The organism is Cellulomonas sp. NPDC055163 (assembly GCF_053607065.1).
This window is the reverse complement of the sequence record NZ_JBSGSU010000003.1, coordinates 73227-98257: the sequence shown is the minus strand read 5'-3', so window position 1 is coordinate 98257 and position 25031 is coordinate 73227. Positions and strand designations below refer to the sequence as shown.

Below are 25031 nucleotides of genomic sequence, written 5' to 3'. Positions count from 1 at the left end.
CGTGAGGCGCCTCGGGCTCGGCTTGCGACGAAAGGCTTCACGGTCAGGGTGCGGGCTCCTCTTCGTCAAGCCGCGCCATGAAGTCTTCCTCTTCGGCGCCTGCACCCGTCGCGAGGAGCCTCGGATCGGGGTCCGCCGGCCGCAGGGTCAGGTCGAGCACTCGCGCTGGGGCGGCGTCGACCGTCGCGTCGATGGCCACGTAGTGCCCTTCCGTGACAGCTGTGCTCGTGTGGCCGAGGAAGGCCGCTGCCGCATCGAGGCTGACTCCGCGGGCGATGACGGTGGCCCCGGTGCGGCGGTACCAGCGCGGGGTGATGCCCAAGCCGTCCAGACCCGCGTCCGTGACGAACTCCCGGAAGGTGCGACGTAGGTTGTGCAGGGTGATGACGCCGCCGTGGCGGTTGTGGAAGATCGTCGTCTCGCGCTGGTCAGGGCCCATCGTCGCGATGCGCCGGCGCAGGACCTCAGCCGCGAACTCCGGCACGGCGAGGCGGCGACTGGAGGCGTGGGTCTTCGGATGGTCCTGCCGGAAGTCGGCCAACCCCGCCTGACGCACGACGGTGCCGCGCACGTGGATGACCATCCCGGAAGGGGTCTCCGTCACGTCGCACGGACGCAGCGCGAGGACCTCCCCGGGGCGCAGCGAGGTCCCGAGCAGGACCTCGCAGATGTCACGGACCTTCCCGTCAGGCCGCGGTCCTCTGACCCCCGCCCCGGTGCGCCACCCTCTGGCAGCGGCACGCAGGGCCTGCACCTGCTCGAGCGTCAGTGCCTGAACCTGGTGCTTGGGCCGAACCAGTGGCGAGGTGCCCTCGACAGGGTTCCGCCGGATCGCGTCGTGCCGGAGCGCGAGGCCGAACATCTGATTCAGCAGCGTTCGCAGGTGCTTGGCTCGGGAGTACGAGATCGCGGACTGGGTCTTGAGGAACAACTCCACGCGGCCGGTGGTGATCTCCCCGAGCGTGTACGGCTCGAATGCCGGTCGCACGTGCACTCGCAGGTCGTCCTGGTAGTTGGCCTTCGTGCCCTCGGAGATGTCGCGCTGCTCCAAGTCTCCCAGCCACAGCTCGCACAGCTCCGCGAAGCCGCTCCCCGCGCCCAGCACCCCGCCGCTGAGGAAGCCGGGCCGCTCGACCAGGCGCGCCTTCAGGCGCGCCCGCGCCGCCCGGGCGCTGCCAGCCACGGCCGTGACCTTGCGCAGACGACCGTCCACGTCCCGGTACCGGGTCAGCGCGCGATAACGGCCGCCCAGGTCGGTCACCGCGATGTCCCCGAAGGTTCCGATCGCGGTGCGCGGGCGCCCCCGGTTCACGTGCCGGCGCGCCGGCGGTGCCGGGCGCCGTCGGCGGCCTCCAGCCCGGCGATCCACGCTTCGACCTCCGCCGGACGAAAGCGCAACTGACGTCCCACCCGGAAGCCGCGCGGGCCGCGGCCCTTCGAGCGCAGGTCGTACAGCGCCTGCGGGGTGACCGCCAGGTGGGCGGCGAGCTCGGCCAGGGTCATCGTCGCTGCTGTGGGCGACGTCACGTCGGTGTCCATGCCAGCAGGTGGGTGGCGAGCCGCCCAACCGGGGCCAGACACCCCGAGACACGGGCCTGCGGCCTCGAGGCCCGGTCGATAAGTGTCCATCAAATGTCCAGTGGCCACGTCCGGCTCCTGTGCTCAGGATCCCGACGTGGCCACTGACCAGCACTTCGAGTGGAGCTGAGGGGACTCGAACCCCTGACCCCCTGCATGCCATGCAGGTGCGCTACCAGCTGCGCCACAGCCCCGTGAAGCCTCACCCCGTGGAGCGAGTCGTCACCGCCCTTGCGGGCGTCGTGAAGTCTAGGCGAGACCTGCCCCCGAACGCTAATCGGGGTCGCGGGCCTCCTGGTCGGGCCCGGCGTTCCAGTCCGTCGACGCGTCGGTGGGGCCCAGGTTGTAGCCCGTGAGCCGCCACGCGTGGGGCGCGCTCCCCCGGGCCGCACGGAGCTCCGCCCAGTGCGCGTTGCTCACTCCGACGATGCCCCGCCAGTCCGCGGGGAGGTCGAGCAGCCCCGCGACACCGAGCCCGATCGCCGCGCCGTGGGACACCACGACGAGGGTGTCGTTGTCGGTGAGGCCGGCTGCGTGCTCGTTCACGGCCTCGACCATGCGGGCCGCCACGGTCGCGCGCGCCTCGCCGCCCGCACGCGTCGGCTCACCACCGGCCGCCCAGGCGGCGTGCTCCTCGGGCCACCGCTCACCGATCTCGGCCGCCGTCAGGCCCTCCCAGGCACCGAACGACCGCTCGCGCACGCGCGCGTCGACGACCACGTCGAGCCCGGCCTGCTGCGCGAGCGCCTCAGCCGTCGCCCGGGCACGCCCGAGGTCGGAGACCACGATCTTCGTCGGCTTGTGGCGCGCGAGGAGCGCGGCCGCGGCGGTCCGCGCCTGCCACAGGCCCACGTCGTCGAGCGGGATGTCGGACTGGCCCTGGAGCCGGCCCTCGGCGTTGTGCGCCGTCCGTCCGTGCCGCCACAGCAGCAGGCGGCCAGCTCTCACTGCACCGCCCCGTCGCCGTCCCGGATGTCGTCGGGCAGCGGGATGACCGGGCAGTCCTTCCAGAGCCGCTCGAGCGCGTAGTACACGCGGTCGTCGGCGTGCTGCACGTGGACGACGACGTCGCCGAAGTCGATGAGCACCCAGCGCCCCTCGGACTTGCCCTCGCGGCGCAGCGGCTTCGAGCCGAGCTTGTGCAGAGACTCCTCGACGGCGTCGACGATGGAGCCGACCTGCCGCTCGTTGGTGCCCGAGGCGATGAGGAACACGTCGGTCAGGACGAGCTGCTCGCTCACGTCGAGCGCGATGATCTCGTCGGCCTTCAGGTCGGCAGCGGCGCGGGCTGCCGCGACGGCGAGCTCGACGGCGCGTTCGGTTGCCGGCACGGGTCTCCTCAGGTGGTGGTGGTGTGGCCGACGACGGCGCTGGCCGTCGCTGGGGTCGGGGTGGCGCCGGACGCGTCGTCGCTCCCGCGGCTGCCGAGCAGCACGATCAGGAAGCCGAGCACGAACGCGACCAGGGCGAGCACGAGAAGCTGGAGCCAGGTGTACGGGTGCGACGGGCGCTCGTCGTCCTCGTCGTCGTCCTCGTCGAGGTCGTCATCCAGCTCGTCGGCGGGCCGGGTCGCGCGTACGGGGTCCGGACGCCCGCCGTCCGGACGCAGCGGGTCGGGGCGCGCGGGGTCGGACTTCGACAGCGAGCCCCAGCGCGGGCCGGCGGGAGCCTCCTCGGCGGCGGCCCCGGCCGACCGGGAGCCCGCGAGCGGCGGGGCGTCGGCCGGCACCGGCGGGGCGTCGACGGTGGTGGCGTCCACGGGGGCCGCGCCGGCCGCCGCGGCCCACGACGGTCCGCGCTGCGCGGTCGTCGAACCCCACGGTGCCGGGCCGGACGCGGGTGCGCTCGGACTGCTCGTCCGGGTCGGCGCCTGAGGTGCCGGGCCGCCGGCCGGCACGCCCGCGGGGCCGGCCGGGCCGCCCGGGCCGCCCGGGGGCGAGCCCCACACCGGAGGGCGGGTCGGGGCGGCGGCAGGGGCTGCCGGGGCGGGGGCCGCCGAGCGGACCGGTCCGCCGCTGCCGGGGAAACCCGGGCCCGCGGGCGCGCCGGGGTACGACGATGCTGCGGAGGGTCGCTGCGGCGTCGGACGCTCCTGCGGCGACGAACCCCGCGTCGAGGGCGCCGCGCCGGCAGCACCGGCCCAGCCGGTACCCCGCGCGGGACCGGGCTGCGCGGGGCCGGTGGCGGCAGGACCGGACGACGTCGGGCGCGGGGCCGAGCCGGGGCCCGGGTAGGACGGGCGGGCGGGGCCCGGTGCCGGCCCGGAAGGGCGGGACTGCGGCGTCCGGGTCGGTGCGGCGGACGTTCCCGGCGCTCCTCCCCAGGCACCCGGTGCCGCTCCGGGGGCACCCGGGGCACGGGTCGGGGCTGCGCCCGGCTGGGGCGCGCGCGGGCCGGACGGCTCGAGCGACGTGTCGCGGATCGTGCGACGCGAGCGCATCGCGGCCGACTCCGCACCCATGCCGGGCACCTGGTACGGCCCACCGCCCGCGCTGCCGTCGGGCCCGACGGACTGCACGGGCTGGCTGCGCATCGCGCGGCGCGACGGCGGTCCGCCGCTGCCCTGCGCGTCCGGGCCGACATCGGTCGTCCGCTCGGCCTCGCGGCGGCGGCGGCGCTCTCCGGGCTCACTCATCGTTACCTCGATACAGACCGTGCTTGGCGATGTACTGGACGACCCCGTCCGGCACCAGGTACCAGACGGGCGCTCCACCCCGAGCGCGTGCGCGGACGTCGGACGAGGAGATCGCGAGCGCGGGGATCTCCTGCTGGCTGACCCTGTCCGCAGGCAGCCCGTCGGTGGACAGCGTGTGCCCCGGTCGGTTGACGGCCACGAAGTGCGCCATCTCGAACAGCTCGTCGGGCGCCTTCCAGCTGAGGATCTGCTCGATCGCGTCCGCGCCCGTGATGAAGAACAGCTCCGCGTCGGGCCGCGCCTCGTGCAGGTCGCGCAGCGTGTCGACCGTGTACGTCAGACCGGCGCGGTCGACGTCGACCCGGCTCACCGTGAATCGCGGGTTCGACGCCGTCGCGATGACCGTCATGAGGTACCGGTGCTCGGCGTGCGTGACGTCCTGGTCCTGCTTGAACGTCGGCTGACCCGTCGGCACGAAGACGACCTCGTCGAGCGCGAACTCCGCGGCGACCTCGCTCGCGGCGACCAGGTGCCCGTGGTGGATGGGGTCGAACGTGCCGCCCATCACGCCGAGCCGCAGTCGTCGCTGGGTCATCGGTCGGGTTCCTCGCTCTCGTCCTCGCTGGCTGGTCGCGGGCGCGTCGCTGGCGCTCAGTGGCGGGTGCCGACGCTCCGGAACGCGTACGTCACGAGCAGCATCGCGATCAGGCCGCCGAACGCCGAGAGCCCGAAGACCACCGGGGAGACGGCCAGCTCGGTGCCGTGCTCGGCGTATTCCTGGGTGGCCAGCAGAACGGAGTGCACGTCGATCCTCCTGAGAAGGCTGTTCGTCGGAGCGACCAGTGTCGCATGTCCGGGTCGGGCGTCAGGCTCGGACGTGCCCGTCGCCGTGCACGACCCACTTCGTCGTCGTGAGCTCCCCGAGGCCCATCGGACCCCGGGCGTGCAGCTTCTGCGTCGAGATCCCGATCTCGGCGCCGAGGCCGAACTGGCCGCCGTCGGTGAACCGGGTCGAGGCGTTGACCATGATCGCCGCGGAGTCCAGCTCGGCGACGAACCGCTCGGACGCCGCGAGGTCGCGCGTGACGATGGCCTCGGTGTGCCCCGACGTCCACGTCCGGACGTGCTCGAGCGCGGCGTCGAGGTCCGGCACGACCCGCACCGCGAGGTCGAGCGAGAGGTACTCGGCCGCCCAGTCCTCGTCGGTCGCGGGCACGACGTCGACGCCCTCGGGGGCCAGGCCCGCGGTCGCGTCGTCCCCGTGCACGACGACCCCGGCCTGCGCGAGCGCGACGAGCGCGGACGGCAGGAACCCGGGCGCCGCGTCCGCGTGCACGAGCAGCGTCTCGGCGGCGTTGCACACCCCGACGCGCTGGGTCTTCGAGTTGAGCAGGATCGCGAGCGCGGTCGCGGGGTCCGCGCTCGCGTCGACGTACACGTGGCAGTTGCCGACGCCGGTCTCGATGACGGGCACGGTCGACTCGCGCACGACCGTGCGGATGAGGTCGGCTCCCCCGCGCGGGACGAGCACGTCGACGAGGCCGCGCGCGTGCATCAGCGCGACGGCGCCGGGCCGGCCGTGCGCGTCGATGGACTGCACCAGGTCGGCCGGGAGACCGAGGGAGGCGAGCGCGCGCCCGAGCACCTCGACGATCACCGCGTTGCTGCGCGCCGCGGCCGAGCCACCGCGCAGGATCACGGCGTTGCCGCTCTTGAGCGCGAGCCCCGCGGCGTCCACGGTCACGTTGGGGCGCGCCTCGTAGATCATCCCGACGACACCCATCGGCACCCGCACCTGCCGCAGCCGCAGGCCGTTCGGCAGCGTCGAGCCGCGCACGACCTCGCCGACGGGGTCGGGCAGCGCCGCGAGCTCGCGCAGGGCGTCGGCGATCGCCCCGAGTCGCTCGTCGGTCAGCGCGAGCCTGTCGAGCAGCCCGGGGGACGTCCCGTTCGCGCGCCCACGCTCGAGGTCCTCGGCGTTCGCCGCGACGATCTCGGCCGACGCGGCGACGAGCGCGTCCGCGAGCGCGAGCAGGGCCGCGTCCTTGGTGGCCCGCGTCGCGGTCGCGAGCGCGCGCGAGGCGACCTTGGCGCGGCGGGCGACGTCGAGGACGGCCTCCGTGACGTCCGACGCCGGGCCGGCCGGGTCCGCCGCCGGCTGCGGTGCGGCGAGGGGGGCCGTCCCGGGCGCGGCGGCCGACGTCGTCTCGAGCGAGGTGGTCATCCGGCCAGGGTAGCCCGCAGTGCGCCGCTCCACGGAGGCCTCCCGCGGTCCGGACGCCGGCCGGGTGACGGCCGCGGGCGCATCGGGCCAGAGCGCCGGAGCGCGTCCCCGCGTGGACCCGCAGGCGTCAGGCGATCCCGGCGCGAGCGAGCGAGGCGCCGACGCGCGAGGTGTCGACCGGGCTCGCGAAGCACTCGCCGGCGTGCCCGCCGAACGGTGCGACGCGGACCCAGCCGTCGCGCTCGCACAGCGACCGCAGCTCGTGCAGCTCGCCGGGGACGGCCATGACGATCTCGGCGACGCCGGCCGCGCGCGCGAACTCGTCGAGCTCGGCGATCACGCGACGCGCCAGACCGCGGCGGCGCCGCTCGGGCACGACGTACAGCCGGGTCACCTCGTTGCGGCCGTCGTGCTCCTGGAGCGACGCCGTCGCCACGGCGTCGCTGCCGTCGTACACGAGGACGGTGAGCAGGACCGAGGAGGGGTCGGTGCCGTCGGGGCGGGCGCGGCGCTGACCCGGGCCTCCGCCGGCAGCGGGCGAGCGGTGGCGGAGCTCGTCGGCGAGGCGCTCGCGCAGCTCGGCGGCGTGCGGGTGCCCCCACGCGGCGATCCGGGTCCGCAGCTCGTCGCGCAGGACCGACGGCGCCCGGTCGGGGAACGGGGTGTGCACCGGCTCGGCCATCATCGCCGCGCCCGCGCCGGTGCGAGGCCGGAGCGGCAGCGGCCGCCCGTCGACGTCTGCGGGTGCTGCTCGGGCGCGCGCGTGCGATCCGTGCTCATGTGTCCCCCTCGACGACGTGCCCGCGGTGGACGGGCAGGTGCAGCACTGCGTCGGCACCGGCCCGCACCCGGACGTGTCTCGGGCGGCCGGGACGTACGCGACCGCCGCCGAACCTAGGCCGGGGGCTGCACCGGGGTCAACACGACCTCCCGCTGCCGCCCGCATCGCGAGACCGGGCGAGGCAGCCCGGACGTCAGCGTGGCCGCGGCACCGCCGACGCGCGGCGCCGGACGAGCACGAGGTCGTCGCGGTGCACGACGGCCCGGTCGTAGCCCGGGCCGAGCTCGGCGCGCAGGTCCGACGTGGTGCGCCCGAGCAGGCCCGGGACCTCCTGCGACGAGTACGCCGCGAGCCCCCGCGCCACGACGGTGCCGTCCGGGGCCGTCAGGGCGACCGGGTCGCCCGCCTCGAAGTCGCCCTCGACCGCGGTCACCCCGGCCGGAAGGAGCGACGTCCGGCGCTCGACGACCGCCCGCACCGCACCGTCGTCGAGCACGAGCCGCCCGCGCGTGCGGGCCGCGTGCGCGAGCCACAGCAGTCGCGTCGACGCACGGCGTCCCGTGGCGGCGAACCACGTCCCGACGTCCTCCCCCGCGAGCGCCGCACGGACGTTCGCGGCCGACGTGAGCACGACCGGGATGCCGGAGCCCGCGGCGATCGACACCGACTCGAGCTTGGTGACCATGCCGCCCGTGCCGACCGCGCTCCCCCGCGAGCTCACGTCGACCCCGGCGACGTCGTGCTCGCCGCGGACCTCGGGGATCCGCACGGAACCGGGCCGCGACGGCGGGCCGGTGTGCAGCCCGTCCACGTCGGTGAGCAGCACGAGCGCGTGCGCCCGCACGAGGTGCGAGACGAGGGCCGCGAGCCGGTCGTTGTCGCCGAAGCGGATCTCGTCGGTCGCGACCGTGTCGTTCTCGTTGACGATCGGGACGATGCCGAGGTCGAGCAGCCGCTCGAGCGCACGCTGCGCGTTGCGGTAGTGCCCGCGCCGCACGGTGTCGTCCGCGGTGAGCAGCACCTGCCCGACCCGGATGCCCCGGGCCGCGAACGCCTGCGCGTACTGCGCGACGAGCAGGCCCTGACCCACCGACGCCGCAGCCTGCTGGGTCGCGAGGTCGCGCGGGCGTGCCGGCAGCCCGAGCGGGCCGATCCCGGCAGCGATCGCACCCGACGAGACCAGCACGACCTGACCGCCGGCGGCGTGCCGGTCGGCGAGCACCTCGGCGAGCGCGCGCACACGCTCGGGGTCGAGGTGCCCGTCGGGCGTCGTGAGCGACGACGAGCCGACCTTGACGACGACCCGGACGGCGTCGGGCAGCTCGCGTCGGTGCAGGAGGGGGGCGGCAGCGCTCACGGACGCATTGTGCCCGTCCCGGCCGCCGTCAGGACTCGTCGGTCCAGACCCCGGCCTCGCGCTCGGTCCACAGCTCGGCGCGCGCCTCGGCCTTGGCGTCCATGCGCTCCTTGTACTCGACGCGCTTCTCGCCGCGCGTCGGGCGCGAGCGCTCCTCGATGCGCATGTCGGTCCCGCGCGGTCCGGCGAGCAGCTCCGAGCCGGTCAGGAGCGTCGGCTCCCAGTCGAACACGACCGCCTTGGGTCCGTCGCCGATGACGACCTCGGCCCCCGCGGCAGCGCCCGCGGCGAAGAGCTTCTCCTCGACGCCGAGGCGCGCGAGGCGGTCCGCGAGGTAGCCGACGGCCTCGTCGTTCGTGAAGTCCGTCTGCCGCACCCACCGCTCGGGCTTGACGCCGCGGATCTGGAAGTAGTCGTGCGGCCCGTCGGTGCGCTTCGTGACCGTGAACCCGGACTCGTCGACCGCCCGGGGGCGCAGGACGACGCGCGTCGGCTCCGGCTGGGGCGCCTCGCGCCTGGCCTGCTCGACGAGCGCCGCGAGGGCGAACGTCAGCGGGCGGAGGCCCTCGTGGCTCACCGCGGAGATCTCGAACACCTGGAGGCCGCGCGCCTCGAGGTCCGGCTTCACGAGGTCGGCGAGCTCGCGCGCCTCGGGGACGTCGATCTTGTTGAGCACGACCATCCGCAGGCGCTCCATGAGCGGGACGCGCCCGCCCTCGATGCCGATGTCTCCGCCGTACGCCGCGAGCTCGTGCTCGATCACGTCGAGGTCGCTCAGCGGGTCGCGGCCCGGCTCGAGGGTCGCGCAGTCGAGCACGTGCACGAGCACCGCGCAGCGCTCGATGTGCCGCAGGAACTCCAGGCCCAGGCCCTTGCCCTCGCTCGCGCCGGGGATCAGCCCCGGGACGTCCGCGACGGTGTACCGCGACGAGCCCGCCTGCACCACGCCGAGGTTCGGGACGAGCGTCGTGAACGGGTAGTCGGCGATCTTCGGCCGTGCCGCCGACATCGCGGCGACGAGGCTCGACTTGCCGGCGCTCGGGTAACCGATGAGTGCGACGTCGGCGATCGTCTTGAGCTCGAGCACGACGTCCTGCGTGTCGCCCGGCTCCCCGAGCAGCGCGAACCCGGGGGCCTTGCGCTTGGGGGACGCGATGGCGGAGTTGCCGAGCCCGCCGTGGCCGCCCGCCGCGACGACGTACCGGGCGCCCGTCCCGACGAGGTCGGCGAGCACCTCGCCCGTCGGCGACTTCACGACGGTGCCGTCGGGCACCCCCAGCACGAGGTCCTCGCCCGTGAAGCCCTGGCGGTAGTTGCCCATGCCCTGGCCGCCGGACGGCGCGTGCTTGTGGGGCGAGTGGTGGTACTCGAGCAGCGTCGTGACCTGCGGGTCCACCTCGAGGATGATGCTGCCCCCGTGGCCGCCGTTGCCGCCGTCCGGGCCGGCGAGCGGCTTGAACTTCTCGCGGCGGATGGAGACGCAACCGTGCCCACCGTCACCGCCGGTGGCGTGCAGCACGACACGGTCGACGAACGTCGCCATCGGACACCTCTTCCCGGAGCCGGTCGGGCTCCGTGCATGACCACCGCGGAGGATCCCGGTGGGTCGATCCTGACACGACGAAGGGGCGCACCGCCTCGGTGCGCCCCTCCGACGAACGTGCTGTGGTGGCTCAGGCCGCCGTCACGATGTCGATGACCTTGCGGCCACGACGCGTGCCGAACGTCACGGCACCCGGCGCGAGCGCGAACAGGGTGTCGTCACCGCCGCGCCCGACGTTGATGCCGGGGTGGAAGTGCGTGCCGCGCTGGCGGACGATGATCTCGCCGGCCTTGACGACCTGACCGCCGAAGCGCTTGACGCCGAGACGCTGCGCGTTGGAGTCGCGACCGTTGCGCGAGGAGCTCGCGCCCTTCTTGTGTGCCATGACGAACCTGCTTTCGTGCTCAGAGACGGGGAGGAGCCGCAGCCGACGGGGCCGCGCGCACTCAGTTGTCGATGCCCGTGACCTTCAGGCGGGTCAGCTGCTGACGGTGACCCTGGCGCTTGCGGTAGCCGGTCTTGTTCTTGTACTTGAGGATGTCGATCTTCGGGCCCTTCTCGGCCCGCACGACCTCCGCCGTGACCTTCACCTTGGCGAGGTCCTGCGCGTCGGTCGTGACCTTGTCCCCGTCCACGAGCAGCAGCGCCGTGAGCTCCACGGTCGAGCCGGCCTGCGCGGCGAGACGGTCGACGACGACGACGTCGCCGACGGCGACCTTCTCCTGGCGGCCGCCAGCCTTCACGATCGCGTACACCACGTTGCTGCTCATCTCTGCTCGTCGAACTCAGTCACACAAGTCGGGGGCGTGCTCGGTACGGTGGAGCCGCTCACACGGCCGGCGCCCTCGCAGCACGCTGCGGGATGCTCTCGGTACCTGGTGCACGCACAACCGGCGCGTAACAAACGCGCCGACGTTCAAGAGTACGGAACGCATCTGGCACGGTCAAATGCGTGCCCGCCCCGGCGGCCCCGACCGTGGGACGACCGGTCCCCTGGCTGCCCAGCGACCCGCGAACGCACGCGACGCACCGCACGGGCGACGCACCGCACGACCGACGCCCCCCGACGGTCCGCGCGGCGAGGCACGGACCGCCGGGGGGCGCCCGGCGCGGGTCAGCCCTCGGTGGGCTGCTCGGCGTCGTCCTGCGCGGGGGCGTCCTGATCCGCGTCGTCGGCGTCGTCCGGGTCGGCGAGCACGTCGAACGTGCTGGGGTCGACCGGGGTCAGCTCGAGCGTCTCGCCCACCGGCGCCTCGGCGTCGGCGTCCCCGGGTCCGGCGTCGCGGGCGTCGCCGTCCCCGGCAGCGCCCGGCGCAACCTGCTCAGGAACGTCCCCCTCGGCGCCGCGAAACGTGGCACCGTCGGCGGCCTCCGACGACCCGGCGCCCGCGACGTCGGCGGTCCCCCCGGAGGGCTGCGCCGCAGCACCGACCCCGGCGTCTCCCTGGCCATCCGGCTCGGCCTCGACCCGCACGGCTCCCCCGGCGACCGGCGTGCCGGCACCCGGCGCGTCGTCGTGGTCGTGGGCGTGCTCGTGGGCGTGCGCCGCGGCGGCCGCGATCGTCGCCAGCGTCGCCTTGACCGCCTCGCGGGCCTCGGGCAGCACCGGCACGGCGGGCAGGGCCGCGCCCGTGGCGCCGGAGTCCTTGCCCCCGCGCTTGCGGCGCGTGCGCTTCGCGTCGGCCTCGGCGGGCGCGGGCGGCTGCTGCGGCTGGTGCTGGTGCTGCGGGGCACCGGCCTCCGAGCGCGAGGACTTCTCGATCGGGTCGGCGTGCACGATGAACCCGCGGCCGTTGCAGTGCTCGCACGTCTCGCTGAACGCCTCGACGAGCCCCTGGCCGACGCGCTTGCGCGTCATCTGCACGAGCCCGAGCGACGTGACCTCGGCGACCTGGTGCTTGGTGCGGTCGCGCCCGAGGCACTCGACGAGCCGACGCAGCACGAGGTCGCGGTTGAGCTCGAGCACCATGTCGATGAAGTCGATGACGATGATGCCGCCGATGTCACGCAGCCGGAGCTGGCGCACGATCTCCTCGGCCGCCTCGAGGTTGTTGCGCGTCACCGTCTCCTCGAGCGTGCCGCCCGAGCCGGTGAACTTGCCGGTGTTGACGTCGACCACGGTCATGGCCTCGGTGCGGTCGATCACGAGCGAGCCGCCCGACGGGAGCCAGACCTTGCGGTCCATGCCCTTCGCGAGCTGCTCGTCGACGCGGTGCGCCGAGAACACGTCGCCCTGCCCCGTCCACCGCGACACCTTGCTCGCGAGGTCCGGCGCGAGGTCGCCGATGTAGCCGGAGATCGTCGACCACGCCTCGTCGCCCTGCACCACGAGCGAGCTGAAGTCGTCGTTGAAGATGTCGCGCACGACGCGGATCGCGAGGTCCGGCTCGCCCTGCAGCAGCGCGGGCGCCGACGCGGTCTTCGCCTTCTTCGAGATCGACTCCCACTGGCCCTGCAGGCGCGCGATGTCGGCGCGCAGCTCGTCCTCGCTCGCACCCTCGGCGGCGGTGCGCACGATGACGCCGGCCGACTCGGGGACGATCTCGCGGAGGATCTTCTTGAGCCGGTTGCGCTCGACGTCGGGCAGCTTGCGGCTGATGCCGGTCATGCCGCCGCCGGGCACGTACACGAGGTACCGGCCCGCGAGCGTGATCTGCGACGTCAGGCGTGCGCCCTTGTGGCCGATCGGGTCCTTCGTGACCTGCACGAGCACCGAGTCGCCGGACTTGAGCGCCTGCTCGATGCGGCGCGGCTGGCCGCCCTCGAGACCGGCGGCGTCCCAGTTGACCTCGCCGGCGTACAGCACCGCGTTGCGGCCCTTGCCGACGTCGACGAACGCGGCCTCCATGCTGGGCAGCACGTTCTGCACGCGGCCCAGGTAGACGTTGCCGGCCATCGACAGCTGCGCCTGGCGGGACACGTAGTGCTCGACGAGCACGCCGTCCTCGAGCACCGCGATCTGCGTGCGGCCGTCGCGCTCGCGCACGACCATCGTCCGCTCGACCGACTCGCGGCGGGCCAGGAACTCCGACTCGGTGATGACCTGACGGCGGCGGCCCGCGTCCCGGCCCTCGCGGCGGCGCTGGCGCTTGGCCTCGAGGCGCGTGGACCCGCGCAGCGCGGTGACCTCGTCGCTCGGGGCACGCGAGGCCCGGCTGCGGCTCGGCGCGGCGACCTCGGGCTCGGCACCCTCGCCGCGTCCGCTGCGGCTGCGGCGACGACGGCGACGGCGGCTCGACCCGCCCTGCTCGTCGGCGTCGGCGTCGGCGTCGGTCTCGGCGTCAGCCTCGTCACCCTCGTCGCTCTCGGTCTCGGCGTCCGGCTCGGCGTCCGGCTCGGCGGCGCGCGGGGCGTCGTCGTCCTCGGTGACGTCCTCGTCCTCGGCGCTGCGGCCACGACGGCCGCGGCCCCCGCGGCGGCGCCGGCGGCGCGGACCCTGCTCGTCGGAGTCGTCGCCGTCCGCGGGGCGCTGGTCCTCGGCGTCCTCGGTGTCCTCGTCCTGCGCGGTCGCAGGCTCCGCCGCGGCGGGCAGGGCGGGGTCCGCCGCGAGGTCGTCGAGCGCCCCCGCGAGCAGCACGGTGGGCTCCTCGGCCGGCGCGTCGGGCTGGGCCCCACGACGACCCCGGCGGCGCGACGGGCGCGTCGTGGCGGGCTTCTCCTCGACCGGGGCCTCGACCGGGGCCTCCGCCTCGGCGGTGGGCTCCTCGGTGTGCAGCGCGGCGGCGGCCTCCGAGATCGCCTGCGGGCTCCCGGCGGGCGACTGCGCGCGGCGGCGGCGCGGGCGCGCGTCCGGGTCGGGTGCCTGGAAGAGCAGCGCGGTCGTGGCGAGGCGCGGGGAGCCGGTGCGGGGCTCGGCGGGCGGCTTCGCGGCGACCGTGCCGGCGAGCTCGGCGAGGACGTCGAGCGTGGGCGCGGCGGGGGTGCTGGGCGCCGCGGTCGCGGTCCCGACGGTCTCCGGGGAGGCGGCCGGGTCGGTCGCCTCCTCGTCCTCGTCCTCGGCGACGACCGGCTCGACGACGGGTGCGACCTCGACGGGCGCCTCGGCGGCCTTGCGGCTGCGGCGGGGTGCGCGCTTGCGCGGAGCGGCGGCGGGCTGGGCGTCCGCGGCCGGGGTGTCGGCGGCCGGGACCGGCTGGACGGGCGCTTCGGCAGCGGGCGCGGCGGCGGCGGTCGCCGCTGTCGCCTGCGCTGCGGCCACGGGCTCTGCGGCGGCCGGGGCGGCGGTCGCCCGCGTCGAGGCTGCGGGCGTCGGGTCGACAGGCGCCGCCGGCTGCTCCGGGGCCGCGGTGGCACCCGGGTCGGGAAGGACGACGGTGCGGGTCACGCGACGCGAACGCCGCGCCGGTGCGGCGGCGGCCTGGGCGGCCGGCGCGACCGTCGGCTCGGTCACGACCGGGGGCGCGCTCGGGGCCTCGGCGGCGACCGCCGCGCCCTCAGCGACGGAGCCGGCGCTCCCGGCGACGTCCTGCGCGCCCGGCGTCCCGGGGGCGCCCTGCGGCGTGGACGCGTCCGGCGGTGCCGCGACCTTGCGGGTCGCGCGGCGCCGTGCGGGCTTCTTGGCGGGCGCCGTCCCCTCCGCGCCGGCCGCGTCCTCGCGGCCCGTGGCGTCGTTCGGGGCTTCGTTGCTGGGGGTTCCTGCGGTGTCGAAGGTCACGCGGGGTGCTCCTGTGTGCCCGACGGGTGCCGTCCACACACCTCGGCGCCCACGGGCGGTCAGTCGTCGCTCGCGCGGTGCGCTGCGACGGAAGTCGTCGGTCGCGGCTGGCTGCACAGGCGGTCGGCGCCATCGCCCTGCCTGCTCGTCGAGCGGGTCCCGTGTGCGGGGCCCGGCGGAAAGCCGGCGGCGCCTGGCGAGCGCGATGCGCTGGTGCGGCGAGCACGGTCACGGTGTCGGGGCGGTGTGGGCGCCCCGGAACCGCGTCCAGTATCGCACAGGCACCGTCGGAGGCCCTCAGCGACACGGTCCGGGTGTGACGACGTCGTGCCGGCGAGCGGGACCTTGGTCCCACGGCCCCCCGGGGCGCCGACCTAGCGTCGGGAGTGGTCCTGGGCGTCACCGCCGGACCGGTCCGCGCGCCCCACCACGGGTGTACGGACCCGCCGCCGCTCGACCCGACGGAGATCCCGCGTGGAAGCCCTCGACCTCGCCCGCTGGCAGTTCGGTGTCACGACCGTCTACCACTTCATCTTCGTCCCGCTCACGATCGGGCTCTCCCCTCTCGTCGCGCTCATGCAGACGTTCTGGGTCCGCACGGGCGACGAGCGGTGGCTGCGCCTGACGAAGTTCTTCGGGAAGCTGTTCCTGATCAACTTCGCGATCGGCGTCGCGACGGGCATCGTCCAGGAGTTCCAGTTCGGCATGAACTGGAGCGAGTACTCGCGCTTCGTCGGCGACGTGTTCGGCGCGCCGCTCGCGATGGAGGCGCTCGCCGCGTTCTTCGTCGAGTCGACGTTCCTCGGCCTGTGGATCTTCGGGTGGGACAAGCTCCCCAAGAAGCTCCACCTCGCGTGCATCTGGGCCGTCGCGCTCGCGACGAACCTGTCCGCGTTCTTCATCCTCGCGGCGAACTCCTGGATGCAGCACCCCGTCGGTGCGGTGCTCAACACGGCGACCGGCCGTGCCGAGATGGTCGACATCGTCGCGGTCCTGACGAACCCGACCGTGCTCGCCGCGTTCCCGCACACGATCACCGCCGCGCTGCTGACCGCCGGCACCTTCGTCGCCGGGATCGCGGCGTGGTGGATGGTCCGGACCGTGCGCCGCGGCGACGTCGACCTCGCGCGCACCGTCTACCGCCCGGCCGTGGTGCTCGGCACGGTCACGATGCTCGTCGCCGGTGCCGGCCTCGCTGTGACGGGTGACTGGCAGGCCAAGCTCATGTTCGACCAGCAGCCCATGAAGATGGCCGCAGCCGAGGCGCTGTGCGAGAGCACCGACGGCGCCGCGTTCTCGATCCTCGCGATCGGTGACCTCGCCAACGACTGCGACGGCGTGAGCCACCTCATCGAGATCCCCGGGATGACGGCGTTCCTCGCGACGGGTGAGTTCGACGCGCCCCTCCAGGGCGTGCACGAGCTGCAGGCGCAGTACGAGGAGCAGTACGGCGCGGGCGTGGACTACACACCGAACCTCGCCGTCACCTACTGGAGCTTCCGGCTCATGATCGGGACGGCTGCCGGGTCCGCGCTGCTCGCGCTCGCCGCGCTGTGGTTCACGCGCCGCGGCCGGGTCAGCGACAGCCCGTGGCTCGCCCGCATCGCACTGGTGGCGATCCCGACCCCGTTCCTCGCGTCGGCGTTCGGCTGGATCTTCACCGAGATGGGCCGCCAGCCCTGGGTCGTGGTGCCGAACCCGAACCCGAGCGGCGTCGACGGCGTGTGGCTCCTGACCGCGCGCGGCGTCTCGACGGTCGTGAGCCCCGCGATGGTGGTCACGTCGATGGCCGCGTTCACGCTGCTCTACGGCGTGCTCGCCGTGATCTGGTTCAAGCTCATGCACCGCTTCGCGGTCGAGGGCGTCGCGGCGTCCGAGCACGACCCGAGCCCCGAGGCGCGCACCGAGGACCCCGACGACCCGGACTCCGCGGCCGACCGCCCGCTGTCCTTCGCGTACTGAGGCAGGGGAGACGACATGGAGCTCACGACCGTCTGGTTCCTGCTCATCGCCGTCCTGTGGACCGGCTACCTCGTCCTCGAGGGATTCGACTTCGGGGTCGGCATGCTGCTGCCCGTGCTCGGGCGCCGGAGCAACACGGACCGCCGCGTCATGATCAACACGATCGGCCCGGTCTGGGACGGCAACGAGGTGTGGTTGCTCACGGCCGGCGGCGCGACGTTCGCGGCGTTCCCCGAGTGGTACGCGACGATGTTCTCGGGCTTCTACCTGCCGCTCCTGCTGATCCTGCTCGCACTGATCGTGCGGGTCGTGGCCTTCGAGTGGCGCGGCAAGATCGACGACGACCGGTGGCGCGCGCGCGCCGACCTCGCGCTGACCGTCGGCTCGTGGGTGCCCGCCGTGCTGTGGGGCGTCGCGTTCGCGAACCTCGTGCGCGGCGTCGAGCTCGACGCCGACCACCAGTACGTCGGCGGGTTCGTCGCCCTGCTCAACCCGTTCGCGCTCCTCGGCGGGGCCGTCACGGCGCTGCTGTTCCTGACGCACGGTGCGGTGTTCCTGGCGCTGAAGTCGGCCGGCGACGTGCGGGGGCGCGCGGGTGCGCTGGCCGCGCGGCTCGCCCCGGTGACGCTCGCCGTCGCCGCCGTGTGGGCGGTCTGGGCGCAGCTCGCGTACTCCGTCGCGTGGACGTGGGGCGCCGTCGGGCTCGCCGCAGCCGCGCTGCTCGTCCTCGTCCGGGCGACGCGCGAGCGGCGCGAGGGCTGGGCGTTCGTGGCCTCGGCCGTCACGATCGTCGCGGCCGTCGTGCTGATCTTCGGGTCGCTGTTCCCCGACGTGATGCCGGCGTTCGACCCGGCGAACTCGCTGACGGTGACCAACGCGTCGTCGACCGACTACACGCTGACGGTCATGACCTGGGTCGCGGTCGCGCTCACGCCGCTCGTCCTGCTCTACCAGGGCTGGACGTACTGGGTCTTCCGGAAGCGGGTCTCGGCGGAGCAGATCCCCGCGAGCGTGGGCCTGACGTTCGCGCGCCGCGGGTCCGCCGCTGCGGGCGTCGCCGCCGGGGCGGCGTCGGGCACCGGCGACGGCCCGGCGGGCGACGCGGGCCGTCCGACCGCGTCGTGAGACACGGCCCGGCGTGAAGCCGCTCGACCCCCGGCTGCTGCGGCACGCCCGCGCCGCACGCCGCTACATCGCCCTGACCGTCGCGCTCGGGGTCCTCGTCGCCGGGCTGGTCGTGGCGCAGGCTCTCCTGCTCGCCCACGCGCTCGCTGCCGCGGTGCACGACGGCGCGACGCTCCCCAAGATCGCCCCGCAGGTGGCCGGGCTCGCCGGCGTGGTCGCGGTGCGTGCGCTGGTCGCGGGGGTGCAGGAGCGGTTCGCGCACCGGGCGGCGACGCGCGTGATCGGGGACCTGCGCGCGCAGCTCGTCGAGCGCTCCGCGCTGCTCGGTCCGCGCTGGACGGTCGAGGGCGACGGGTCCCGCGTCGTGACGCTCGCGACCCGCGGGATCGACGCGCTCGAGCCGTACTTCGTGCGGTACCTGCCGCAGCTCGTGCTGGCGGCCACGCTGACCCCCGCGACGCTCGTCGTCGTCCTGGGGCTCGACTGGGTCTCGGCGGCGATCGTGGCCGGCACGATCCCGCTCGTGCCGCTCTTCATGGTGCTGGTCGGGCGGCTCACCCAGGGGCGGTCCGAGCGCGGGCTGCGCGTGATGCAGCGGCTCGGCTCGCAGGTCCTCGACCTGCTGGCGGGCCTCGCGACGCTGCGGGCCTTCGGGCGCGAGCTCGGGCCCGTGGCGCGCGTGCGTGAGCTCGGCGACGCGCACCGCCGCGCGACCATGGGCACCCTGCGCGTGGCCTTCCTGTCCGGCATGGTGCTCGAGCTGCTGACCACGCTGTCGGTCGCGCTCGTGGCCGTCGGGATCGGGCTCCGGCTCGTCTACGGCGAGCTCGACCTCGTCACCGGGCTCGCGGTGCTCGTCCTCGCGCCCGAGGTGTACCTGCCGCTCCGCCAGGTCGGCGCCCAGTTCCACGCGTCGACCGACGGCGTCGCGGCCGCCGAGCAGGTGTTCGCGGTGCTCGAGACCCCCCTGCCCCCGCGGGGCGGGCGACCGGCGCCGGACCTGCGGACCGCGTCGCTGCGGCTGCGCGGCGTCGGGGTGCGGGCGCCCGGCCGTGACGTGCTGGCGCCCGCGGGGCTCGACCTCGACGTGCGGCCCGGCACGGTCGTCGCGCTGACGGGTCCGAGCGGCGGCGGGAAGACGACCGCGGTCGAGGTGCTGCTCGGGCTCGTGCGCGCGGACCTCGGCACCGTCGAGCTCGTCGGGCCGGGCGGGACGACGCTCCCGCTCGACGAGATCGACCCGGCGACGTTCTGGGCGCAGGTCGCGTGGCTCCCCCAGCGCCCGCTGCTCGAGCCGGGAACGCTCGGTGCGGTCGTGACCGGGGGCGTCGACGTGGGGCCGGCCGAGCGCGACGCGGCCGCCGCGCTGACCGGGCTCGACGCGGTCGTGGCGTCCGCTCCGCTCGGCTGGGGGACCCCGTGCGGACGCGGGGGCGAGGGGCTGAGCGTCGGTCAGCGCCAGCGCGTGGCCCTCACGCGTGCGCTGCTCGGCACCGCCCCGCTCGTGGTGCTCGACGAGCCGACGGCGCACCTCGACGCCGAGGGCGAGCAGGTCGTGCTCGGGACCGTCACCGCCCTGCGCGACGCGGGGCGCACCGTCGTGCTCGTCGCGCACCGGACGTCGCTGCTCGCGGTGGCCGACGAGGTCGTCGAGGTCCGGCCCGCCGCGTTCGGGACGGCGTCCAGCCCCACGGCCGGGCACGGCGCCGGACCCGAGCGCGCCGAGGTCGTCGCGTGAGCACACCCCCGCGTCCCTGGACCGCCGAGGACCCCCTGCGCCGCGCTCTCGCGCTGCTCGACGTCGACCGTGCGCGCGTCGGGCTCGCCGTCGGCCTCGGCGTGCTGAGCCTCGGCTCGGCCGTGGCGCTCGCCGCGGTCGCGGCATGGCTGATCGCGCGCGCCTCGCAGATGCCGCCGGTGCTCGAGCTGTCCGTCGCGACCGTCGCCGTGCGCGCGTTCGGCATCGGCCGCGGCACGTTCCGCTACGTCGAGCGCGTGACCTCGCACGACGTCGCGCTGCGGGGCATGGCGACGCTGCGCACGACCTTGTACGAGCGGGTCGCGACCGGACGCGTCGGCGCCGCGCTCGCCCTGCGGCGCGGCGACCTGCTCGCCCGGGTGGGGGCGGACGTCGACGCCGTGGGCGACGCGGTCGTGCGCGGGCTGCTCCCCGCCGCGGTCGCCGCGGTGCTCGGCGTGGGCACCGTCGTCGCGATGGCGCTGTTCCTTCCGGCGGCGGGGCTCGCGCTCGCGGCGTGCCTCGTGCTCGCCGGCGTGGTGTCGCCCGCGCTCGCCGCCCGTGCCGCCCGGACCACCGAGGCGCGGGCGGTCGACGCGCGGGCGGCCGTCGCGAGCGTGTCGCTCGGCGTGCTCGACGCGCCGGGGCCCGCGACCGTCGCCGGCCTGCTCCCGCGCGAGCTCGACGCGCTGCGCTCCGCCGACGCGGCCCTCGCCCGGGCCGTCGACGCCGGCGCCCGGCCTGCGGCGCTCTCCGCGGCGCTCGGGCAGCTCGCCGTCGGCCTCGCGGTCGTCGCGGCGCTCGTGCTGGGCGTGCCGGCGGTCACCGCCGGGACGGTCGCCCCGGTCGAGCTCGCGGTCCTGGTCCTCACGCCGCTCGCGGCCTTCGAGGCCACGGCCGTCCTGCCCGCGGCCGCGATCCAGGTGCAGCGCTCGCGCGCGGCGGCGGGCCGCGTGCTCGCGCTGCTCGACGAGGCGGCGGGCCGGACGACGCCGGGCGGGCCCGCGACGCCGGCCGTCCTTGTGCTCGGCGCGCCTGCAGCGCCCGCGGTCCGCGTGCCCGGCGACCCCTCGTGCCCGGCCACCGCTCGTCCCGGCTCGGCCGCCGCCGAGACCGGGGGGCGCACCCGGCCCACCACGCTCGTCGCGCGCGGCCTCGTGTGCGGCTGGCCGGGCCGTGAGCCCGTCGTGCGAGGGCTCGACCTCGAGCTGCGCCCGGGCAGGTCGGTCGCGGTCGTCGGACCGAGCGGCACCGGCAAGACGACGCTCCTGCTGACGCTCGCCGGACTGCTGCCCGCGCGCGGGGGGAGCCTCACGCTCGCCGGGGCCGGCCTCGACGCCCTGCCGCGGTCCGAGGTGACGTCGCACGTCGTGCTCACGACCGAGGACGCGCACCTGTTCGAGACGACGGTCCTCGAGAACCTGCGCGTCGCGCGCGGCGACGTCACGCCCGACGAGGCGCGCGCCGCGCTCGACCGCGCCGGCCTCACCGCGTGGCTCACCGGCCTGCCCCTCGGCCTCGACACCCCGCTCGGCGCGGACGGGCGCAGCGTCTCGGGCGGCGAGCGCCGCCGGCTCCTGCTCGCGCGGGCGCTGCTCTCCCGCGCGCCGCTCCTGCTCGTCGACGAACCCGCCGAGCACCTCGACACCACGACCGCGGACCGCCTGCTGCGCGACCTGCTCACCCGGCGGACCGGCCCGCCCTCCGCAGGACCGCGCTCCCCCGCGGCCCCGCCGCCCCGCGGCGTCGTCGTCGTGACGCACCGCGTCTCCGCGCTCGACGCCGCCGACGAGGTCCTCGTGCTGCGCGACGGGCGCGTCGCGGCACGAGGCACGCACGCGGAGCTCCTCGCCGGCGACGCGGGCTACCGTGAGGCACAGGCGCGCGAGCAGCACGAGCAGCAGGAGGACCGATGACCGACGCGGCGACCCGAGCGGCTCGGCCGGCCCCACCGGCGGACGCGGCGCGGGACAGCGACGTGGTCACCGGCGACGGCCTCACCGACCTGCTGAACGCGGTGCTGTCCGTCGCGAGCGGGCTCGACCTGCGCGGCGTCATGGAGCGTTTCGTCAAGGTCAGCGCCGAGCTCACGAAGGCGCGGTACGGCGCCATCAACGTGCTCGACGCGCGGGGGGCGTCGACGACGTTCGTGCAGACGGGGATGCCGACCTCGATTGCGGAGATGATGAGCAACCCGCCGCACTCGATCGGCGTGCTCGGCCGCATCCCGACGCACGGCGTCCTGCTGCTCGACGACCTCACGCAGCACCCCGCGTTCCGCGGCTTCCCCGTGAACCACCCGCCCATGGGCTCGTTCCTGGGCGCCGCGGTGCGCGTCCGGGAGCAGGTCTACGGCTACCTCTACCTGTCCGAGAAGGACGGTGGCTTCACGCGGGCCGACGCCGACGTGGTCGTCGCGCTCGCCGCCGCCGCGGGCATCGCGGTCGCCAACGCGCAGCTCTACGCCGACGCGGCCCGCCGTGAGCACTGGCTGCGCGCGGGTCAGGACATCACGACGATGCTGCTCTCGGGCGTGGACGAGGAGGAGGCGCTCGAGCACATCGCCGCGACGGCGCGCGAGGTGGCGGGCGCCGACACCGCCGCGCTCGCGCTCCCCGGGGTCGGCGGCGAGCTCGTCATCGAGCTCGCCGACGGGCACGCGGCCGACAGCCTCGTCGGTGCCGTCATGCCGCGTGACGGGCGCTCGTGGTCCGTGATGGACGAGGGCCGCGGCCTGCTCGTCGAGTCGCTCTCGAAGTCCCGCGTCGTGCGGGTCGCGCCGATGCGCGCGTTCGGCCCCGCGCTGTTCGCGCCGCTCCAGACGTCCGGTCGCGGGGTCGGCGTGCTCATCGTCCTGCGCCGCATCGGCAGCGCGCCGTTCGAACCGAGCGACCTCGTCACCGCGGAGTCGTTCGCCGCGCAGGCCGCCCTCGCGTTCGTGCTCGCCGAGGCGCGCCACGCGCAGGACGTCGCGGCGCTGCTCGACGAGCGCGAGCGGATCGCGCGCGACCTGCACGACCTCGCGATCCAGCAGCTCTTCGCGACCGGCATGCAGCTCGAGACGGTCCGCCGCCGGGCCGCCCGCGGCGTCGACCCGAGCGAGCTCATGGGGATCGTCGAGGACGCGCTCGACAACGTCGACGGCTCCGTCCGGCAGATCCGCCAGATCGTCTACGCGCTGCGCGACCCCGACGCGGCGACCGGTCTGGTCGAGCGCCTGCGCCGGGAGGCGTCGCTCGCCCGCACCGGGCTGGGGTTCGCGCCGTCGTTCGTCGTCTCGCTCGACGGCACCGTGGTGCCGGACGGCGACTACATCGAGGCCGACCAGCTCGACGCGCGCATCGGACCCGACCTCACCGACGACGTCGTCGCCGTGGTGCGCGAGGGGCTCGCGAACGCCGCCCGCCACGCGCAGGCCTCGTCCGTGTCGGTGCGCGTCTCGGTGCAGGGTTCGGGGCCCACGGGCCGGGTGCTCGTCGAGGTCGAGGACGACGGCGCCGGCCTCTCGGGCCGCAGCGACCGGCGCTCCGGCACCGGCAACCTGGCCGCCCGGGCGCGCCAGCACGGCGGCACGTTCAGCCTCGGCGCGACGCCCGACGGGCGCGGGGCGCTGCTGTCGTGGGCGGCGCCGCTCGGCTGAGCGGGGTGCCGCGGGCGGCCGCTCGGACGAACAGGGACGGGCCGGTCGGTGACCCGTCTCGGCTCGGCGCCCGCCTCGGCTCAGCGACCCGCCCCGGCTCAGTGACCCGTCTCGGCGCGCCACCCGCTGTGCTTGCGCGCGGCGACCCACGCGGCGACCTGGGTGCGCCGCTGGAGGCCCATCTTCGCGAGCAGCGACGTGATGTGGTTCTTGACCGTCTTCTCCGCGACGCCGAGCCGCTCGGCGATCTCCCGGTTCGACATGCCCTCGCCGATGAGGTCGAGCACCTTCATCTCGCTCGGCGTGAGGTTCTCCGTCGGGTCGTCGTGGCCGGCACGGCGGCGGGTCACGGTCCGCTCGTCGAGCAGCGTGCGGCCCGCCGCGACGGCCCTGATGACCTCGGTGATCTCGGCGCCCCGGACGCTCTTGAGCAGGTACGCGGAGGCACCGGCCCCGAGCGCGGCGGCGAGGGCGTCGTCGTCGTCGAACGAGGTGAGCACCACGGCCTTGACCTCGGGCTGCGTCGCGCGGACCTGGGTCATGAGGTCGATCCCGGTGCCGTCGGGGAGCTGGAGGTCGACGAGCAGGATCTGCGGGCGCACGAGCCCCGCGCGCCGCACGCCGTCGGCGACCGAACCCGCCTCGGCGATCACCGTCATGCCCTCGGCGCGCTCCACGACCTCCGCGATGCCCCGCCGGACCACCTCGTGGTCGTCGACGATCATGACGCTGATCGGGCGGTCGTTCGCGGTGGGCGGTGTGGTGGGGGGCACCGTGGCATCGTACCGAGGAGGAGCCGCCAGGCGGCCCTCGACCCGCACCCACGACGCACCGAAGGACGCCATGACGACCGTGCTGATCCCGACCGGGCTCGACCTGGACCCCACGCTCCCCGACGACGTCGAGGCCGCCTGGTACGACCCGCGCGAGCCCGTGCCCGAGGAGCACGTCGACGCCGAGGTGCTCGTCGTGTGGGCGAGCCCCGCCCACGTCCTCGAGGACGCCGCGCGCCGCCTGCACCGGCTGCGGTGGGTCCAGACGTTCGCCGCCGGGCCCGACGCCGTGCTGGGGGCGGGCTTCGCGGACGACGTCGTCGTCACCTCGGGCCGGGGCCTGCACGACGACCCCGTCGCGGAGCACACGCTCGCCCTGGTCCTCGCAGGCGTCCGCGCGCTGCCCGACCTCGTCCGCGCGCAGGACGAGCACCGGTGGGCGCGCGAGCTCAGCGGCAACCACCCCGGGCGCCCCGCGGACGCGCTGCGCACGCTCTCGGGCGCGCACGTGCTCGTGTGGGGCTTCGGGTCCATCGCAGCGCGGTTCGCCCCGCTCCTGACCGCGCTCGGCGCGCACGTGACCGGCGTCGCGACGACCGCCGGCGAGCGTGCCGGGTACCCAGTGATCGCTGCGTCGGAGGTGGGCCGGGCGCTGCCCGGCACCGACGTGCTGGTCGCGATCCTCCCGGCGACCGAGGCGACGCGGCACGCGATCGGCGCAGACGTCCTCGCGCAGCTCCCCCGGCACGCGTGGGTCGTCAACGTCGGGCGCGGCTCGACGCTCGACGAGGCGGCGCTGCTCGACGCGCTGCGCGGCGACCGGCTCGGCGGCGCGGCGCTCGACGTGTTCGAGACCGAGCCCCTGCCCGCCGACTCGCCCCTGTGGTCCGAGCGCCGCGTGATCGTCAGCCCGCACGCCGCGGGCGGGCGGCCCGTGGACCCGGGCGGGCTGCTCACCGAGAACCTCGCGCTGTTCGTCGCGGGCCGGCCGCTGCGCAACACGGTCACGCGCTGAAGCCGC

At 75.4% G+C, this 25031-nt stretch carries 21 protein-coding genes and 1 tRNA gene; 6 read left to right on the top strand and 16 right to left on the bottom strand.

Annotated features, from left to right (window positions below; genetic code table 11):
• Positions 1-43: 43 nt before the first annotated feature.
• The 15 genes from ACWFNE_RS06755 to ACWFNE_RS06685 all read right to left on the bottom strand — a co-directional run bounded on the left by ACWFNE_RS06755 (position 44) and on the right by ACWFNE_RS06685 (position 14772).
• On the bottom strand, positions 44-1261 hold the full coding sequence (locus ACWFNE_RS06755) for a site-specific integrase (protein WP_452121660.1): 1218 nt from the start codon (positions 1259-1261) through the stop codon (positions 44-46).
• 47 nt (positions 1262-1308) lie between these two features.
• Positions 1309-1539 (bottom strand): helix-turn-helix transcriptional regulator, encoded by a 231-nt coding sequence (locus tag ACWFNE_RS06750; protein ID WP_452121659.1) that lies wholly within the window; start codon positions 1537-1539, stop codon positions 1309-1311.
• 160 nt (positions 1540-1699) lie between these two features.
• A tRNA-Ala gene (locus tag ACWFNE_RS06745) sits at positions 1700-1772 on the bottom strand.
• Positions 1773-1851: 79 nt separating this feature from the next.
• Entirely contained in the window at positions 1852-2526 is a 675-nt protein-coding gene (locus tag ACWFNE_RS06740; RefSeq protein WP_452121658.1) for a histidine phosphatase family protein, read from the bottom strand.
• Complete coding sequence (gene rsfS, locus ACWFNE_RS06735) at positions 2523-2909, bottom strand: ribosome silencing factor (protein WP_452121657.1); 387 nt, start codon at positions 2907-2909, stop codon at positions 2523-2525. Before rsfS ends, ACWFNE_RS06740 begins: the two co-directional genes overlap by 4 nt.
• Positions 2910-2917: 8 nt before the next feature.
• Positions 2918-3337, bottom strand: coding sequence for a hypothetical protein (locus ACWFNE_RS06730; RefSeq protein WP_452121656.1), 420 nt, complete (start codon positions 3335-3337; stop codon positions 2918-2920).
• An 868-nt stretch (positions 3338-4205) separates the two neighbouring features.
• Complete coding sequence (nadD, locus tag ACWFNE_RS06725; protein WP_452121655.1) at positions 4206-4808, bottom strand: nicotinate-nucleotide adenylyltransferase; 603 nt, start codon at positions 4806-4808, stop codon at positions 4206-4208.
• A 56-nt stretch (positions 4809-4864) separates the two neighbouring features.
• Positions 4865-5017: a hypothetical protein gene (locus tag ACWFNE_RS06720; RefSeq protein WP_412871331.1), complete on the bottom strand. Its 153-nt coding sequence runs from the start codon at positions 5015-5017 to the stop codon at positions 4865-4867.
• Between the two features lie 61 nt (positions 5018-5078).
• Entirely contained in the window at positions 5079-6437 is a 1359-nt protein-coding gene (locus ACWFNE_RS06715; RefSeq protein ID WP_452121654.1) for a glutamate-5-semialdehyde dehydrogenase, read from the bottom strand.
• 127 nt (positions 6438-6564) lie between these two features.
• Positions 6565-7107 carry a GNAT family N-acetyltransferase gene (locus ACWFNE_RS06710; RefSeq protein ID WP_452121653.1) on the bottom strand — a complete coding sequence of 181 codons (543 nt, stop codon included), beginning with the start codon at positions 7105-7107 and terminating at the stop codon, positions 6565-6567.
• A 304-nt stretch (positions 7108-7411) separates the two neighbouring features.
• Complete coding sequence (gene proB / locus ACWFNE_RS06705) at positions 7412-8575, bottom strand: glutamate 5-kinase (RefSeq protein WP_452121652.1); 1164 nt, start codon at positions 8573-8575, stop codon at positions 7412-7414.
• Between the two features lie 28 nt (positions 8576-8603).
• The gene (gene obgE / locus ACWFNE_RS06700; protein ID WP_452121651.1) at positions 8604-10118 is read right to left on the bottom strand and encodes a GTPase ObgE; all 1515 of its coding nucleotides are present in this window, start codon (positions 10116-10118) and stop codon (positions 8604-8606) included.
• Positions 10119-10248: 130 nt separating this feature from the next.
• Positions 10249-10503: a 50S ribosomal protein L27 gene (rpmA, locus tag ACWFNE_RS06695; RefSeq protein ID WP_034635467.1), complete on the bottom strand. Its 255-nt coding sequence runs from the start codon at positions 10501-10503 to the stop codon at positions 10249-10251.
• Between the two features lie 61 nt (positions 10504-10564).
• Positions 10565-10876, bottom strand: coding sequence for a 50S ribosomal protein L21 (gene rplU, locus ACWFNE_RS06690; protein ID WP_211254616.1), 312 nt, complete (start codon positions 10874-10876; stop codon positions 10565-10567).
• A gap of 356 nt (positions 10877-11232) precedes the next feature.
• Entirely contained in the window at positions 11233-14772 is a 3540-nt protein-coding gene (locus ACWFNE_RS06685; protein ID WP_452121650.1) for an Rne/Rng family ribonuclease, read from the bottom strand.
• Positions 14773-15246: 474 nt separating this feature from the next.
• Between ACWFNE_RS06685 and ACWFNE_RS06680 the strand changes: the two genes are divergently transcribed.
• Genes ACWFNE_RS06680 through ACWFNE_RS06660 form a run of 5 tightly spaced genes read left to right on the top strand, consistent with a single transcriptional unit; the run spans position 15247 to position 23237 of the window.
• Positions 15247-16734 (top strand): cytochrome ubiquinol oxidase subunit I, encoded by a 1488-nt coding sequence (locus ACWFNE_RS06680; protein WP_452121649.1) that lies wholly within the window; start codon positions 15247-15249, stop codon positions 16732-16734.
• A 15-nt stretch (positions 16735-16749) separates the two neighbouring features.
• On the top strand, positions 16750-17859 hold the full coding sequence (gene cydB / locus ACWFNE_RS06675; protein WP_452121648.1) for a cytochrome d ubiquinol oxidase subunit II: 1110 nt from the start codon (positions 16750-16752) through the stop codon (positions 17857-17859).
• Between the two features lie 13 nt (positions 17860-17872).
• Positions 17873-19597: a thiol reductant ABC exporter subunit CydD gene (gene cydD / locus ACWFNE_RS06670; protein ID WP_452121647.1), complete on the top strand. Its 1725-nt coding sequence runs from the start codon at positions 17873-17875 to the stop codon at positions 19595-19597.
• Positions 19594-21513, top strand: a complete 1920-nt coding sequence (gene cydC / locus ACWFNE_RS06665) for a thiol reductant ABC exporter subunit CydC (protein ID WP_452121646.1) — start codon at positions 19594-19596, stop codon at positions 21511-21513. Before cydD ends, cydC begins: the two co-directional genes overlap by 4 nt.
• On the top strand, positions 21510-23237 hold the full coding sequence (locus ACWFNE_RS06660) for a GAF domain-containing sensor histidine kinase (protein WP_452121645.1): 1728 nt from the start codon (positions 21510-21512) through the stop codon (positions 23235-23237). The genes cydC and ACWFNE_RS06660 overlap by 4 nt, the downstream gene beginning before the upstream one ends.
• Before the next feature lie 98 nt (positions 23238-23335).
• Here the strand turns inward: ACWFNE_RS06660 and ACWFNE_RS06655 are convergent, their stop codons facing one another.
• A complete protein-coding gene (locus ACWFNE_RS06655; RefSeq protein WP_452121982.1) occupies positions 23336-23962 on the bottom strand; it encodes a response regulator in 627 nt (208 codons plus the stop codon).
• 118 nt (positions 23963-24080) lie between these two features.
• On the opposite strand from ACWFNE_RS06655, the gene ACWFNE_RS06650 reads away from it, so the two are divergent.
• A complete protein-coding gene (locus ACWFNE_RS06650; RefSeq protein WP_452121644.1) occupies positions 24081-25025 on the top strand; it encodes a phosphoglycerate dehydrogenase in 945 nt (314 codons plus the stop codon).
• Positions 25026-25031: the final 6 nt, after the last annotated feature.